17 protein-coding genes are annotated in these 12587 nt (G+C 56.9%); 11 read left to right on the top strand and 6 right to left on the bottom strand.

The window, feature by feature from the left end:
• Window positions 1-7 precede the first annotated feature (7 nt).
• From RSAL33209_RS18470 to RSAL33209_RS02040, 8 genes are all read left to right on the top strand, one after another.
• Window positions 8-589, top strand: a complete 582-nt coding sequence (locus tag RSAL33209_RS18470) for a hypothetical protein (protein WP_233494248.1) — start codon at window positions 8-10, stop codon at window positions 587-589.
• 103 nt (window positions 590-692) lie between these two features.
• Window positions 693-1286 carry a helicase-associated domain-containing protein gene (locus tag RSAL33209_RS18465; RefSeq protein ID WP_325050138.1) on the top strand — a complete coding sequence of 198 codons (594 nt, stop codon included), beginning with the start codon at window positions 693-695 and terminating at the stop codon, window positions 1284-1286.
• 120 nt (window positions 1287-1406) lie between these two features.
• On the top strand, window positions 1407-1820 hold the full coding sequence (locus tag RSAL33209_RS15820) for a WYL domain-containing protein (protein ID WP_012243944.1): 414 nt from the start codon (window positions 1407-1409) through the stop codon (window positions 1818-1820).
• Window positions 1813-2082 carry a helicase-associated domain-containing protein gene (locus tag RSAL33209_RS19115; RefSeq protein WP_012243943.1) on the top strand — a complete coding sequence of 90 codons (270 nt, stop codon included), beginning with the start codon at window positions 1813-1815 and terminating at the stop codon, window positions 2080-2082. Before RSAL33209_RS15820 ends, RSAL33209_RS19115 begins: the two co-directional genes overlap by 8 nt.
• A 62-nt stretch (window positions 2083-2144) precedes the next feature.
• Window positions 2145-3329, top strand: coding sequence for a DEAD/DEAH box helicase (locus RSAL33209_RS02050; RefSeq protein ID WP_012243942.1), 1185 nt, complete (start codon window positions 2145-2147; stop codon window positions 3327-3329).
• Window positions 3313-3495 (top strand): DNA/RNA helicase, encoded by a 183-nt coding sequence (locus RSAL33209_RS19110; protein ID WP_012243941.1) that lies wholly within the window; start codon window positions 3313-3315, stop codon window positions 3493-3495. The genes RSAL33209_RS02050 and RSAL33209_RS19110 overlap by 17 nt, the downstream gene beginning before the upstream one ends.
• A 67-nt stretch (window positions 3496-3562) precedes the next feature.
• The gene (locus RSAL33209_RS02045) at window positions 3563-4282 is read left to right on the top strand and encodes a response regulator transcription factor (RefSeq protein ID WP_012243940.1); all 720 of its coding nucleotides are present in this window, start codon (window positions 3563-3565) and stop codon (window positions 4280-4282) included.
• 20 nt (window positions 4283-4302) lie between these two features.
• A complete protein-coding gene (locus RSAL33209_RS02040; protein WP_012243939.1) occupies window positions 4303-5763 on the top strand; it encodes a sensor histidine kinase in 1461 nt (486 codons plus the stop codon).
• 14 nt (window positions 5764-5777) lie between these two features.
• Here RSAL33209_RS02040 and RSAL33209_RS02035 read toward each other — a convergent pair whose 3' ends face one another.
• Window positions 5778-6650: a ribonuclease HI family protein gene (locus RSAL33209_RS02035; protein WP_012243938.1), complete on the bottom strand. Its 873-nt coding sequence runs from the start codon at window positions 6648-6650 to the stop codon at window positions 5778-5780.
• A 247-nt stretch (window positions 6651-6897) separates the two neighbouring features.
• Here RSAL33209_RS02035 and RSAL33209_RS02030 point away from each other — a divergent pair, with 247 nt between their 5' ends.
• Together RSAL33209_RS02030 and RSAL33209_RS02025 are read left to right on the top strand one after the other, a co-directional pair.
• Window positions 6898-7926 carry a LacI family DNA-binding transcriptional regulator gene (locus RSAL33209_RS02030; RefSeq protein WP_012243937.1) on the top strand — a complete coding sequence of 343 codons (1029 nt, stop codon included), beginning with the start codon at window positions 6898-6900 and terminating at the stop codon, window positions 7924-7926.
• A gap of 21 nt (window positions 7927-7947) precedes the next feature.
• A complete protein-coding gene (locus RSAL33209_RS02025; RefSeq protein ID WP_041684304.1) occupies window positions 7948-8163 on the top strand; it encodes a hypothetical protein in 216 nt (71 codons plus the stop codon).
• 86 nt (window positions 8164-8249) lie between these two features.
• Here the strand turns inward: RSAL33209_RS02025 and groL are convergent, their stop codons facing one another.
• Window positions 8250-9878, bottom strand: coding sequence for a chaperonin GroEL (gene groL, locus RSAL33209_RS02020; protein WP_012243936.1), 1629 nt, complete (start codon window positions 9876-9878; stop codon window positions 8250-8252).
• Between the two features lie 461 nt (window positions 9879-10339).
• On the opposite strand from groL, the gene RSAL33209_RS19105 reads away from it, so the two are divergent.
• On the top strand, window positions 10340-10618 hold the full coding sequence (locus RSAL33209_RS19105; RefSeq protein ID WP_049758776.1) for a TM2 domain-containing protein: 279 nt from the start codon (window positions 10340-10342) through the stop codon (window positions 10616-10618).
• An 85-nt stretch (window positions 10619-10703) separates the two neighbouring features.
• Here RSAL33209_RS19105 and RSAL33209_RS02010 read toward each other — a convergent pair whose 3' ends face one another.
• From RSAL33209_RS02010 to RSAL33209_RS01995, 4 genes are all read right to left on the bottom strand, one after another.
• Window positions 10704-10907 carry a cold-shock protein gene (locus RSAL33209_RS02010; RefSeq protein ID WP_012243933.1) on the bottom strand — a complete coding sequence of 68 codons (204 nt, stop codon included), beginning with the start codon at window positions 10905-10907 and terminating at the stop codon, window positions 10704-10706.
• Between the two features lie 154 nt (window positions 10908-11061).
• A complete protein-coding gene (locus tag RSAL33209_RS02005) occupies window positions 11062-11664 on the bottom strand; it encodes a LytR C-terminal domain-containing protein (RefSeq protein WP_012243932.1) in 603 nt (200 codons plus the stop codon).
• A gap of 55 nt (window positions 11665-11719) precedes the next feature.
• Window positions 11720-12013, bottom strand: a complete 294-nt coding sequence (locus RSAL33209_RS02000; RefSeq protein WP_049759048.1) for a DUF3263 domain-containing protein — start codon at window positions 12011-12013, stop codon at window positions 11720-11722.
• A 119-nt stretch (window positions 12014-12132) separates the two neighbouring features.
• On the bottom strand, window positions 12133-12579 hold the full coding sequence (locus RSAL33209_RS01995; protein ID WP_041684303.1) for a hypothetical protein: 447 nt from the start codon (window positions 12577-12579) through the stop codon (window positions 12133-12135).
• Window positions 12580-12587 lie beyond the last annotated feature (8 nt).

Genomic DNA, 12587 nt, shown 5'->3' with positions numbered 1-12587 from the left:
GGCTTTGTTGAAGCAAGCTCCAGAAGGCACGTCTGCGCTTTTGGCAAAGTTCGACGCCGGCCCGCTGGGCGCGCTGCCTCGGTCCCGTGGGTGCGGTACAACAGCTTCCGCCGCCATTGGTCCGATCGATTTCTTGTTGGAACACGGGATTCTGGTTCCGCTAGATAACGAACACGTTGAGCTGCCTCGCGAGGCAGGTTTAGCCTTGCGTGCGGGCAAAGTTTTCGCGGCGCTCGAAGTCACGCCGCCGCCGATCTCGGCCCGGTCAATTAGTGTCGCTCGACGGGACAACGCGGCCTTGGGTGCGGTGGCTGAGTTGCTCCGCGAGGTGAATCTACTAGCGCAGGCAATCCAGACTGAGGGGATTCCCACTTTGCGCAGCGGCGGAGTCGGCGTGCGCGCGCTGAAACCACTCAGCAGCCTTTTAGATGTGCCCCCTGAACGGGTCATTCCTTTTGGAAATCATGGCTGCAGCCGGCCTGATCGTGCTGGATGCCGACACCTCACATTGGTTGATCTCGGCGCAGTGGAATGCGGCGAAGCCTTGGGGTCGCAGTCCCCGGCAAGAGCAATGGCGGCAGCTCGCTGAAGCTTGGCTCAATCTTGACCGCGCCCCTTCTCTGATAGGTCAGCCCGTTCCAGGGGGTGCTGGCTCAATCAATCCGCTGGCCGCTGAAAGTCGACGCGCAGAGATGCCTGCCCTGCGCAGAGTATTAATTTCACTCATGACTCAGCTCGGTGCCGAAGTGGCCGACGCTGAAGCTTTAGCAGCCTGCGCACGCTGGCATCGCCCTCGACTTTGGCGCCGGATGGGGCGGCTAGCGCCGGGAGTACTGGCTGAAGCAGAGCTCATGGGTATTACTGGCTCCGGAGCGCTCACCGATTTTGGTGCGCAATTATTGCAAGATGGTGCCGCGGCGGAAGCGCTTTTGGCGCGGGCCTCCCCGAAACCGGTAAGCACTGTGCTTTTGCAAGCCGATTTGACCGCGATTGCGCCCGGATTCCTTGAACCTTCTTTGGCCGATGAACTGACCTTACTGGCCGAACGAGAAGGGCACGGGCCGACCGTGACCTTCAGGTTTTCAGCAGCGAGCATCCGCAATGCGCTAGATGCTGGCCGCGGTCCTGAGCAGATTCTGACCTTTTTGCGCCAGCACAGCAGCACTGAGCTTCCGCAACCGCTGGAATACTTGATTCGAGACACCGCGGCCAGGCACGGGCTGCTGCGGGTGGCCTCTGTGTCAAGCGTGGTCAGCGCGGCTGATGAAACTTTGCTGTTGGCGTGATTGCACGACTCGTCGCTGGCAGCACTAAATCTTCAGCAGCTGGCTCCCGGCGTACTCGGCAGTCCGTCAACGCCCGCCGAGCTGGCGAAGGCACTCCGTCATGCTGGGCACTCGCCAGTAGTGGACAGTCCTACCGCGGTAAGCCGAGCACAAGCAGCACGCAGTATTCCGCCCGCGGAAATACCGGTGGTTGCCGCTCCCGATCTGGATTTTCAGCTCTCAGTGCTACGCGCCAAACCGGCCGGTGTGCCCGCTAGTTCTGCGATAGTCCCGCAACTGAGTATCGAGACTCTGCGCGAGGCGATTCGGCTTCACCGACCAGTGTCAATGACCGTGGTTGATACCACTGGGAATCCCGAACGGCTACAGCTTGTTCCACTGTCGGTGGCGAACGGCAGAGTTCGAGTATTCGACTCAGATCGGGAAACCGAACGGATCATGTCTGTACACCGAATTGTTGATGTGGACATAGTGCCGGAACGGCCTCAAACAGCAAACCCAAGAACAGCAAGCAGGGCGGAAATTAATGACTGACAGTGCCTCGGGGCCGCTGATAGTCCAGAGTGATAAAATGGTGCTCCTCGAAATCGATCACCCCGACGCCACCGAGGCTCGGCATGCCATCGCCGCATTTGCCGAGTTGGAGCGCGCACCGGAGCATGTTCACACTTATCGCCTCACACCCTTGGGCCTTTGGAATGCCAGGGCCGCCGGGCTAGATGCTGAGGTTGTCTTTAGACACCTTGCTCAAATATTCGCGCTTCCCGGTTCCGCATTCGCTGCTCATCGATATTGAAGAGACGATGAGTCGTTACGGCAGGCTCCGGCTGGAAAAAGATCCAGTTACACGGCCTGGTCATGCGAACGGACGACTTTCCTATTTTGGAAGAGGTCATTCGAGCGAAGAAAATCGGTGATCTACTAGGGCCGCGCATTGACCCGATGACGGTCGTGGTGCACGCCTCACAGCGCGGTGCCTTGAAGCAGTTACTGCTTAAGATCGGCTGGCCAGCGGAGGATTTGGCCGGCTATGTCAATGGAACTCCACATCCGATTGCGTTGGCGGAAGACGGTTGGGCGCTGCGGCCGTACCAAAAACTCGCGGTAGAGAATTTCTGGGCCGGCGGTTCCGGCGTCGTAGTTTTGCCTTGTGGCGCTGGAAAGACGCTGGTTGGGGCGGCCGCGATGGCGACCAGCGGAACCACAACCCTGATCTTGGTGACAAATACCGTTTCGGCACGGCAGTGGAAGCAGGAACTTCTCAAACGCACCTCGCTGGCTGAAGGCGAAATAGGTGAGTATTCCGGCGCAATGAAGGAAGTCCGCCCGGTCACCATCGCCACCTACCAGGTGCTCACGATGCGTCGCGGTGGCCTTTACCCACATTTGGAATTGCTAGATGCAAATGATTGGGGCCTGATTGTCTATGACGAAGTACATTTGCTGCCCGCACCGATATTCCGAATGACCGCAGGTCTACAGGCCCGACGGCGATTGGGCCTGACCGCGAAGCTGGTCCGCGAAGATGGCCGAGAAGGCGAAGTTTTCTCACTCATTGGCCCTAAACGATATGACGCGCCTTGGAAAGACATTGAAGCGCAGGGGTACATTGCGCCAGCTGATTGCGTCGAGGTCCGGGTGGACCTGCCCAAGGACGAGCGCATGGCCTACGCGATGGCCGAGGACGCCGATAAGTACCGGCTTTGCGCTACTTCCCTGAGCAAAATCGACGTCGTCGAAGAACTAGTTGCCGCGCACAAGAATGAACAGCTCCTGGTGATTGGACAGTACATCGATCAGCTAGACGAGATTGGCGAACGAATCAACGCCCCGGTTATCAAGGGCGAAACGAGCGTCAAAGAACGACAGCGACTTTTTGACGCCTTCCGAGCAGGTGAAGTACACACTTTGGTGGTGTCAAAGGTGGCGAATTTCTCTATTGACTTACCCGAGGCCTCGGTAGCGATTCAAGTCTCCGGTTCGTTATGGCTCCCGGCAAGAAGAAGCACAACGCTTAGGCCGGCTTTTGCGGCCAAAGGCTGACGGCCGGTCTGCGAGGTTCTACACACTGGTTGCCAGAGACACCATTGATCAGGATTTTGCCGCAAAACGGCAACGTTTTCTGGCTGAAAAAGGCTATGCCTACCGAATCCTCGATGCCAAGGATTTGCCAGAAACTCCGGAGGAGAAAGACAGCAAAGCGAAATAGAATCCGCAGGATTGCCTCAATCAACGCACACCAAACGTCCAGCTAACTCCCAGAAATTGGGAGGATCATGGGAATTGTGAAAAAGAATGGACCTGAAGCACGACTCCTCGTCGTCGATGATGAACCGAATATTCGCGAACTGCTTTCCACTTCGTTGCGGTTCGCTGGCTTTGATGTCGTCGCCGCAGGCAATGGTCGCGAGGCGTTAACCGCCGCTGAAGAGCACAATCCGGATCTTGCCGTGCTAGATGTCATGCTGCCGGATATGGACGGATTTACTGTCACCCGCAGGCTTCGCGCTGCTGGCAGACACTTCCCGGTACTGTTCCTCACTGCTCGTGATGACACAAAAGACAAAGTTACCGGGCTGACCGTTGGCGGCGATGACTACGTCACCAAGCCGTTCAGCTTGGACGAAGTTGTCGCTCGGATTCGCGCGGTGTTGCGACGCACGCAGCCAATGGACGATGACGACGCTGTTATCCGCGTTGATGATTTAGAACTCGACGACGATGCACACGAGGTTCGCCGCTCCGGCACCTCGATTGAGCTCTCCCCTACCGAGTTCAAACTCTTGCGTTACCTCATGCTCAACCCGAATCGCGTGCTATCGAAGGCGCAAATCCTGGACCACGTTTGGGAGTACGATTTCAACGGCGACGCCTCGATCGTGGAGTCGTACATCTCGTATTTGCGGCGCAAGGTTGATACTGACCCGGATGCCCCGGCGCTCATTCAGACTAAGCGCGGCGTGGGTTACGTGCTTCGTACTGCCGAGAAAAGATAGCTGACTAGCCAAGGACTGTCTTGCTGAAACTCTGGCGGCGCGCATCGCTGCGCACTCAACTTGTCGCGATTATTAGCGCCCTGCTGGCTGTATCGCTGATTACTTTAGGCTCCACTACCTACGTGTTGCTTCGTGGCTTTTTGATAGATCAGATGGACTACCAGCTGGGTATCGTCCAATCCACGATCTTCGGTGCTGGCTTCAGTCCTAACGATGAAAGAAGTCGACCGCCCAGCACGTACTTCCGAATGCTGGACAAAGATGGCAAGGTCATCTCCGAATCCGTGCCCGGAAAAATTAAACCGGTTTTGCCCTCACCAACGCTCCCCGAAGCTTTGGCTATGAATGCTAAGCCGTTTGATGCGCCATCAGAGAACAATTCGACCAACTGGCGAGCGGTAATCGTTGCGCCCGTAGTGATCAGCTCGCCAGTGAGCGAAAATCAATCCAGCACAGCCACCTGCTACATCGAGATTGCGATGACCTACGACAATCTCGACGCCTCGGTTGATCGACTATCCATGGTGCTGATCGCCGTAGGACTCAGCGCGGTAGCGTTAGGTACTCTGATTGCCTTTTGGGCGGTCAGCAGGTCATTCCGCCCGCTAGTCCGAGTTGAACGCACGGCTGCAGCAATTGCAGCGGGAGACCTCTCGCAACGTGTGAAGATTCAAAACCCGGCGACCGAAGTTGGCCGACTTTCGGTGTCGCTTAACACCATGCTGGAGCATATCGAAGCAGCTTTTGACGCCAGAAAAGCATCTGAGGGACGAATGCGCCGCTTTGTTGCGGACGCTTCGCACGAGCTTCGCACCCCGCTGGTGACAATTCGAGGTTTCTCCGAGCTCTACCGGCACGGCGCTTTGCAAGGTGATGAAGACGTTGCCACCGCAATGGGCCGGATCGAAAGCGAAGCAAAACGGATGGGTGCACTAGTGGAGGATCTCTTGGTGCTGGCCCGCATCGATGAGCAACGTCCACTGCAGAAAAAACCTATTGACTTGCTCATCTTGGGCAATGACGCCGCCGTCGATGCCCGCGCTAGCTCATCGAAACGAAAGGTCACGGTGATTGGGCTTGACAGCGGACCAGCGGCCAACGCACCGGTAGTTGGCGATGAGGCACGGCTACGCCAAGTCATAGCCAATCTGATGGCGAATGCCCTGCGATACACCCCCGAAGTCAGCCCGCTAGAAGTTGCCATTGGCGTCTCGATTCAGCCCGGAAACCGGTATTCCACCCTGCAGATCCGCGATCACGGACCTAGCATTGACGAAGCTACCGCGCCGCGAATCTTTGAACGCTTCTACCGAGCAGAGTCATCGAGAAATCGTGACACAGGCGGCTCCGGATTGGGCTTGGCCATTGTTGCAGCCATCGTTTCATCGCATCAAGGGCAGGTACGGTTTAGCAAGACCGAAGGCGGCGGCGCCACCATGACCGTACAGCTGCCGTACGCTGAACCGCTCCCCGGCGAATAGCTGCTATCCGGGCTCTATGTCTCGAGGGTAGTTTGACGCAATCGTAAGCGCCACTGCCCCGTTCTACGCAGCCATAATGAGCTTTGTACGGCCGGAGACCCCTGAATATCAAGTCGGTAAATCATCACGGCAATATCGCCCTCAATCGAAGCACTCGCTGCCTCTAACCGACGTGGTGCAGTGGCCTCGTCCGGCGTACTGGCGAAACGGTCCCAAATTCGGCCATTGACACCTACCTCTTCGAACTCATCAGCTAGCAGCACCGCAGCTCGGCTGATATCCGCCCCGAATAATTCGGCATCGTAGCCTTGCAGGAGCGTCGTAGCGTCTGGTTCAACCGGCTCATCATCGAGTATTGAGAAAAGATCCGGCTCCTCGACAATCACCACTGGGGAGCTCGACGATTCTGCGGGGATCGTTTGGCATGGAAACCCTGGACCAGAGTTTGGCGGCGCCCCATTCTGATAGGCAGTTGAGGCTGCCCGAGCCTTCGAGTCGGCTGCTTCGTTCAAATCGTGGCCGGCATGGCCCTTGACCCATTCGAATTGATACGTGCGCCTGACCAGGGCCGCGTCAATCTCCTTAAGCATTTCAACATTCAATACGGGTTTTCCGTCTGCCTTACGCCAGCCCTTCCGCTTCCAGCCGGGCATCCATTTAGTCACACAATTAATCACGTACTGGCTATCGCAGAGAATATGTAATGGCTCTGCTGGCAGATGTGCTGTGGCACGAAACAGATCCAGCACCGCCATCAATTCGCCCTGGTTATTGGTTCCGTGTGGCCAGCCACCGGCACGCCAGGTCTGCTCGTCAATGTACCAAGCCCAACCGGCTGGGCCAGGATTGTTAAGAGCGGAGCCGTCTGCGGCTGCGGTGATTGTCATAGCCTTTATCCTTCCAGATCAAAGCAGGCTTCAGCGAAACGACAAACCCCTCGGAAATTTCTGCCCATTTAGCCAGCGGAATTTGTGGGTACGACCAGCCGTCCCCACCCGGTCTGAACTTGGAGTGGGGAAGAATATCTAACCCGTCGGCGATTGTTTCAAAATGAGGGTATTGGCAAATCCCGCATCCGTCTGTATCGTTTTAGTAGAACGATTTACTAGATCGATACAGAAAGTGCAATAGATCATGGCGAACCTCAAGACTGTGGCGGAAAAAGTGGGCGTGAGCGTCTCCACCGTATCCAACGCATACAACAAGCCAGATCAGCTTTCTAGCGACTTGCGCACTCGGATTTTCGACGCCGCAGCTGAGCTTGGCTACGCCGGGCCAGATGCCGCCGCCCGGACCTTGCGCAGTGGGAAATCTTGGACCGTGGGAGTGGTGCTCACCAAGAAACTCTCCTATGCCTTTTCTGATCCGTATGCAGTTACTTACCTTGCCGGATTGACCACGGCCTGTGAGGCAAAAGGATATGGCGTGTTGCTGATTCCTGCCATCGAAGAAGGGACGCAAATATCGGCACTGGAACGAGCCTCAGTTGATGCCGTAGCCTCGTTCTGCCTCTCCCCCGGAGACGCTGCTTTAGCAGTTGCAAAGAGCCGCAACGTTCCCATCGTTTACGAAGATGCGGATTCGGGACCCAACACAAGTTGGGTGTCAATTGACGAACAGGCAGCAGGCCGCAGTCTTGGGAAACACCTCGAGCGGCTCGGGCACCGCAACGTGGTGGTGGTAACTAATCTCCGAGGTGGCGATCAGCAAAACTGCCAGTGGGCAGATGGCGGCGAAATAACCCAGTTGAACGATTTCGGCCGTTATAGAGGGCTCACTGAGTCCATGCCCGAGGCTACCATTCGAGTCTTTAACAGTGCACCGAACAACAGCGACGCGGGCCGCCTCGCGGGCGAATTGATTTTAGATCGGCATGACCGCCCCACTGCGATCGTTTGCCTCTCTGACGTACAGGCATTGGGCGTGCTCGAGGCAATGAACGTTCGCGGCTTACAAGCAGGTAAAGACATTTCGCTCACGGGCTTCGACGACATTCCTGCTGCGGCCGCCGCGGGTCTGACCACGGTTCGCCAACCCGCCTTCGAGCGGGGGCGGCTTACCGGTGAACTTTTAATCGATCAAGAGCTCCCTAACCGGCAAATACTGCTAGAGACCGAGCTCATTGTGCGCTCCTCAACTGGACCCGCACCAAAAACTTCCTAACAATCTGAAAGGAGTACCCGCATGTTCATGCCGTTCCAAGCTCTGGACCACAGTCGAGAGCGTGCACAGTCCGCGCTTCCCGACGCACCCGTCGTCGAGCATTTTCCGGTCGCCCCGCGACCAAACAAGCGACTCCGGCTTAGTTTGGCCAAAGCGCTGCACGCGCTGGCACGCCGGATCGCGGGCGAAAACAACACTCGCTCCCGGGAATTATGTCCCACCGAACTGGCAAACTAACTGGGTAGAAAAAACTGCGTCCCGCTGAATCTAAAGACTCAGCGGGACGCAGTTTTCGAACTAAGAGATTTTAGCGCTAGGACGGATTAGAACCCGCCCATACCGCCCATTTCGTCTCCGCCCGGCGCTGCCGGAACATTCTTCTGCGGCTTATCTGCAACCACAACTTCCGTGGTGAGGAACAAGCCAGCAATGGAGGCCGCGTTCTGCAGAGCAGAGCGAGTAACCTTTACCGGGTCGTTGACGCCAGCGGCCAACAGGTCCTCGTATACGCCGGTAGCAGCGTTGAGGCCGTGTCCAACGGGCAGACCGCGAACCTTGTCAACGACGACGCCGGGCTCAAGGCCAGCGTTGATCGCGATCTGCTTGAGCGGAGCATCGATAGCAACCTTGACGATGTTCGCGCCGGTAGCTTCGTCACCTTCGAGTTGCAAGGTTTCGAACGCTTTTACGCCAGCCTGGATCAGCGCCACGCCACCGCCGGGGACGATGCCTTCTTCGACAGCAGCCTTTGCGTTACGGACTGCGTCTTCAATGCGGTGCTTGCGCTCTTTGAGCTCGACCTCAGTAGCAGAACCGGCCTTGATTACTGCAACGCCGCCGGCCAGCTTGGCCAGACGTTCCTGCAGCTTCTCGCGGTCGTAGTCAGAATCGGTGTTCTCGATCTCTGCGCGAATCTGAGCAACGCGGCCAGCGATCTGCTCAGCGTCGCCCGCGCCTTCAACGATGGTGGTCTCGTCCTTGGTAACAACAACCTTGCGAGCCTGGCCAAGCAGATCCACGGTTGCGTTTTCCAAGCTCAAGCCGACCTCTTCCGAGATGACCTGGCCACCGGTCAAGATGGCAATATCTGCCAACTGAGCCTTGCGGCGATCGCCAAAGCCGGGAGCCTTGACGGCAACCGACTTGAACAGGCCACGGACCTTGTTGACGATCAAAGTCGCCAAAGCTTCGGTCTCGACGTCTTCTGCAATGATCAGCAACGACTTGCTGGACTGCATGACCTTCTCCAAGATTCCGACCATGTCTTTGACGTTGGAAATCTTCGAGCTGACGATCAAGATGTAGGGATCTTCGAGTACCGTCTCCTGACGCTCAGCGTCGGTGACGAAGTACTGCGAGATGTAGCCCTTGTCGAAGCGCATGCCTTCGGTTAGCTCAAGCTCCAGGCCGAAGGTATTGGATTCCTCGACCGTGATGACACCTTCTTTACCAACTTTGTCCAGAGCTTCGGCGATAAGTGCACCGATCTGGGTGTCAGCAGCCGAGATCGATGCGGTTGCCGCGATCTCTTCTTTGGTCTCAACTTCCTTAGCGGAAGCCAGCAGCTGCTCGGTAACCGCAGCAACGGCCTTCTCGATGCCGCGCTTGAGGCTTAGCGGGTCCGCGCCAGCTGCGACGTTGCGCAAGCCTTCGCGAACGAGTGCCTGGGCCAGCACCGTAGCGGTGGTGGTTCCGTCGCCAGCGACTTCATCAGTCTTCTTGGCAACTTCCTTGACCAGCTCAGCGCCGATCTTCTCATAGGGGTCCTCTAGCTCGATCTCCTTGGCGATGGATACACCATCGTTGGTGATCGTGGGAGCGCCCCACTTCTTTTCGAGCACGACGTTACGGCCACGCGGGCCGAGGGTGACCTTGACGGCGTCGGCGAGGATGTTCAAACCCCGCTCGAGACCGCGGCGCGCCTCTTCATCGAATGCAATGATCTTGGCCATGGAGGCTTCAGTCCTTTCGGGACAATCATGTCGGAACGTGGTCAGGTCTCGATGCCCGCGACGGACGGCCACTGCGAACAATGAATTCGGTACATTGCGCGAAGCGCCTCACCGGCCCAACCAACTCGCCCACGACAACTGCATTTAGCAGTCAGAACGGGAGAGTGCTAACTCAATAATTAGCACTCGAAGGGTGAGAGTGCAAGCAGAGGGGCCCACCACGGTCTGCCTTTGGCTTACCGCGAAATGCCAACCTGGCCGAAGCACTCAGGGAATTCCCCGATATATCCCCCATTTACACCGGAATTCCTAGAGTTGGCGCCGCTTCTTCACTAGCGTTTTAGGAAACGCAGGATCCGTTGCGGAAGCTAGATTTCTCCGGCGGAATGTTGTTGAGAAGAAGGAGTGATTTTCATGAGCCAAAACCAATTCAGCCCGAGCGATAAGGTCGAAGACGGTGCATCACCCAATCTCGGGCAACCAACACCCGGTTATGCGGGCCCCCGGCCAAAAGCAAAGCACTTGCCGGGCTACTGGGCATCTTTCTAGGCGCCTTCGGTGTGCACAATTTCTATCTTGGCTACACCGGCAAAGCGGTAGCGCAATTAGTCATCACCGTGTTGTCGCTGGGCTTCCTATCCTTCGTTTCCGTGATCTGGGGCATTATCGAAGGAATTCTCATCCTGGTTAGTTCCGATAACTTCCGCACGGATGCCAAAGGTATACCACTAGCCGCCTGAGGCCAGCGCGAATTTCATCGCCAAGACAGAGGGGGGTCCACCAATTGGTGACCCCCCCCTCTGCACAACCAGTCAAACTGGTGGTTTAGGCTCCGCGGACCTTTTCCGCCTGCGCGCCCTTTTGGCCTTGACCGATATCGAACTCGACTCGCTGGCCTTCTTCGAGAGAACGGTAGCCGTCCATTTCGATTGCAGCCCAATGCACGAAGACGTCGCCCCCATCGCCGTCAACCGTGATGAAGCCGAAGCCCTTTTCAGCGTTGAACCACTTAACGGTTCCTTGCGCCATGGTGTTTCCTTTGTTCGTTTTTCACTGTAATTCGCTCTGGAACGGGTCCGCACGACGTTGTACGGACCTTGGCTCACCACTGTAACGAAGATCACTCTTCTCTGGCGGCTTCATCCCGTTAATTCAGCAGAACGTTATGCAGACGTGACCCGAATTACTGAGCGCCAGGACCAAGAACTACCGCTAGGGGGATGCCGAGATCTGCCGTGTCCACCAAGCGAGTGATGCCTAGCAACTTGCCAAGTTCATCAGCATTCGGCTTCTGCGCGGCGCCGTTGTAGAAAATGACCGAGCTCGGCTGGGCCGGGCCCTGCCAATTCGTCGTAGCCCCCACAGTCCAGCCATCGTTTCGAACTTGCTGACTTACTCTGGCGCCGAGCCCGGCAGTCAAAGTGGCGTTATAAACGTTGACTGGTTGAGTTTTGTCAACGGGCGGCGGAGGCGGCGGGGTAGAAGTTGGAGGAGTGCTCGACGCCGTAGCCGGTGGCGTAGTCGGCGCTGCAGAGCTTGGTGACGACGACGTCTGCGAGCTTGCTGAAGCGCTACTGGACTTGTCGCCACCCTGAGCATCTGCCGGACTTCCAGGCAGCCTGGAGATCGCAAAAAACGCGACGCCGCCAACGACTAAGGCCACAACGGCAAACACGAGGATCGGCCAGAGACTGCGGCGCGGCGCAGCCATTGCGGTGCGGTGCACGCCCTGCCTCGAGGAGGATTCCGGGATGTTATCGAATTCATCGCGCGGGTAATTGCTCATCTACGTGGGGCGTCCTTCGGTGCTATGGCCGTCATCGACGGTCACTACTGAACCGTCAGTTTCCCAGGCGGCGTGCCGTCCTGGCGCGTTGGCGCGTTGTACGTAGTCTACGCAATCTCTTGACCAGCATGGGGTCATAAGCAAGCGCGTCCTCGGTATCGATCAATGCGTTGAGGATCTGATAGTAGTGCGTTGAGGACAAGTCGAAGAGCTCGCGAACTGCTTGCTCTTTGGCGCCAGCGTACTTCCACCAATGACGCTCTAGCGCCAGAATCTGCTGGTCACGTTCGGCCAAAGCAGTTTCTCCAGGGTGAATGCCGGCGTTGAGTTCTTCAAGCGTGAGCGACATCGCTTCAGCCACGACACTCCCCTATCTCCTTTGTCCAGCACATTGCTCTTGTTCCATGATAGTGGCGAATCACATGGTTGTCATTCGGTCAGGTACGCCATGCTCAAAATTCCATCGGGTCAGCGGCGCGGACACTGCTTGGCTGAGATTGATTTGATGCACAATTCCGCCCCTTCGGAAGCCGCCATCGGCTTTGACGCGAGGTTCAGAGCCGCACAAATGAGCGCTGAGACATCCTCGCGGTCAAGATCATTGGCTGATATCAAAGCTACTGTGTGAGTTTGCGAGCCACTTCCACGCAGGATTGAGGTGGGATCGGGTAGCTCCGACGCTCGCTGGCCAAAACAAAGATTCACCCCGCGAGCGTAGCTGGCGAGTGAGAAAATTGCCTCGGATGCTTTCGACGTTGGCCCAAAGGCGATCACGAGAAAGTTGTAGTTATCATAAACCAGTTGAACCGCGTCCGGGAATCGGTTCTGCATTTTTGCCCGGCAACTTCGAATAAAATTCTGCATTTCCGGTGTGAACTTGGCAATGAAATCACCGAGTTCCAATTCCGCACTCATGGTCGTGA

Origin of the sequence: Renibacterium salmoninarum ATCC 33209, from assembly GCF_000018885.1 — a bacterium.
Lineage (GTDB): Bacteria > Actinomycetota > Actinomycetes > Actinomycetales > Micrococcaceae > Renibacterium > Renibacterium salmoninarum.
This window is presented reverse-complemented; position numbering and strand designations above follow the sequence as displayed.

What these genes read in the sequence shown, in the direction of transcription:
- RSAL33209_RS18465 (WP_325050138.1), top strand. Translation starts at nt 693, where the DNA reads ATGCCTGCCCTGCGCAGAGTATTAATTTCACTCATGACTCAGCTCGGT.
- RSAL33209_RS02035 (WP_012243938.1), bottom strand. Translation starts at nt 6,650, where the DNA reads ATGACAATCACCGCAGCCGCAGACGGCTCCGCTCTTAACAATCCTGGC.
- RSAL33209_RS02045 (WP_012243940.1), top strand. Translation starts at nt 3,563, where the DNA reads ATGGGAATTGTGAAAAAGAATGGACCTGAAGCACGACTCCTCGTCGTC.
- RSAL33209_RS02030 (WP_012243937.1), top strand. Translation starts at nt 6,898, where the DNA reads ATGGCGAACCTCAAGACTGTGGCGGAAAAAGTGGGCGTGAGCGTCTCC.
- RSAL33209_RS01995 (WP_041684303.1), bottom strand. Translation starts at nt 12,579, where the DNA reads ATGAGTGCGGAATTGGAACTCGGTGATTTCATTGCCAAGTTCACACCG.
- RSAL33209_RS19115 (WP_012243943.1), top strand. Translation starts at nt 1,813, where the DNA reads ATGACTGACAGTGCCTCGGGGCCGCTGATAGTCCAGAGTGATAAAATG.
- RSAL33209_RS02010 (WP_012243933.1), bottom strand. Translation starts at nt 10,907, where the DNA reads ATGGCGCAAGGAACCGTTAAGTGGTTCAACGCTGAAAAGGGCTTCGGC.
- RSAL33209_RS02005 (WP_012243932.1), bottom strand. Translation starts at nt 11,664, where the DNA reads ATGAGCAATTACCCGCGCGATGAATTCGATAACATCCCGGAATCCTCC.
- RSAL33209_RS02000 (WP_049759048.1), bottom strand. Translation starts at nt 12,013, where the DNA reads ATGTCGCTCACGCTTGAAGAACTCAACGCCGGCATTCACCCTGGAGAA.
- RSAL33209_RS02050 (WP_012243942.1), top strand. Translation starts at nt 2,145, where the DNA reads ATGCGAACGGACGACTTTCCTATTTTGGAAGAGGTCATTCGAGCGAAG.
- RSAL33209_RS02025 (WP_041684304.1), top strand. Translation starts at nt 7,948, where the DNA reads ATGTTCATGCCGTTCCAAGCTCTGGACCACAGTCGAGAGCGTGCACAG.
- groL (WP_012243936.1), bottom strand. Translation starts at nt 9,878, where the DNA reads ATGGCCAAGATCATTGCATTCGATGAAGAGGCGCGCCGCGGTCTCGAG.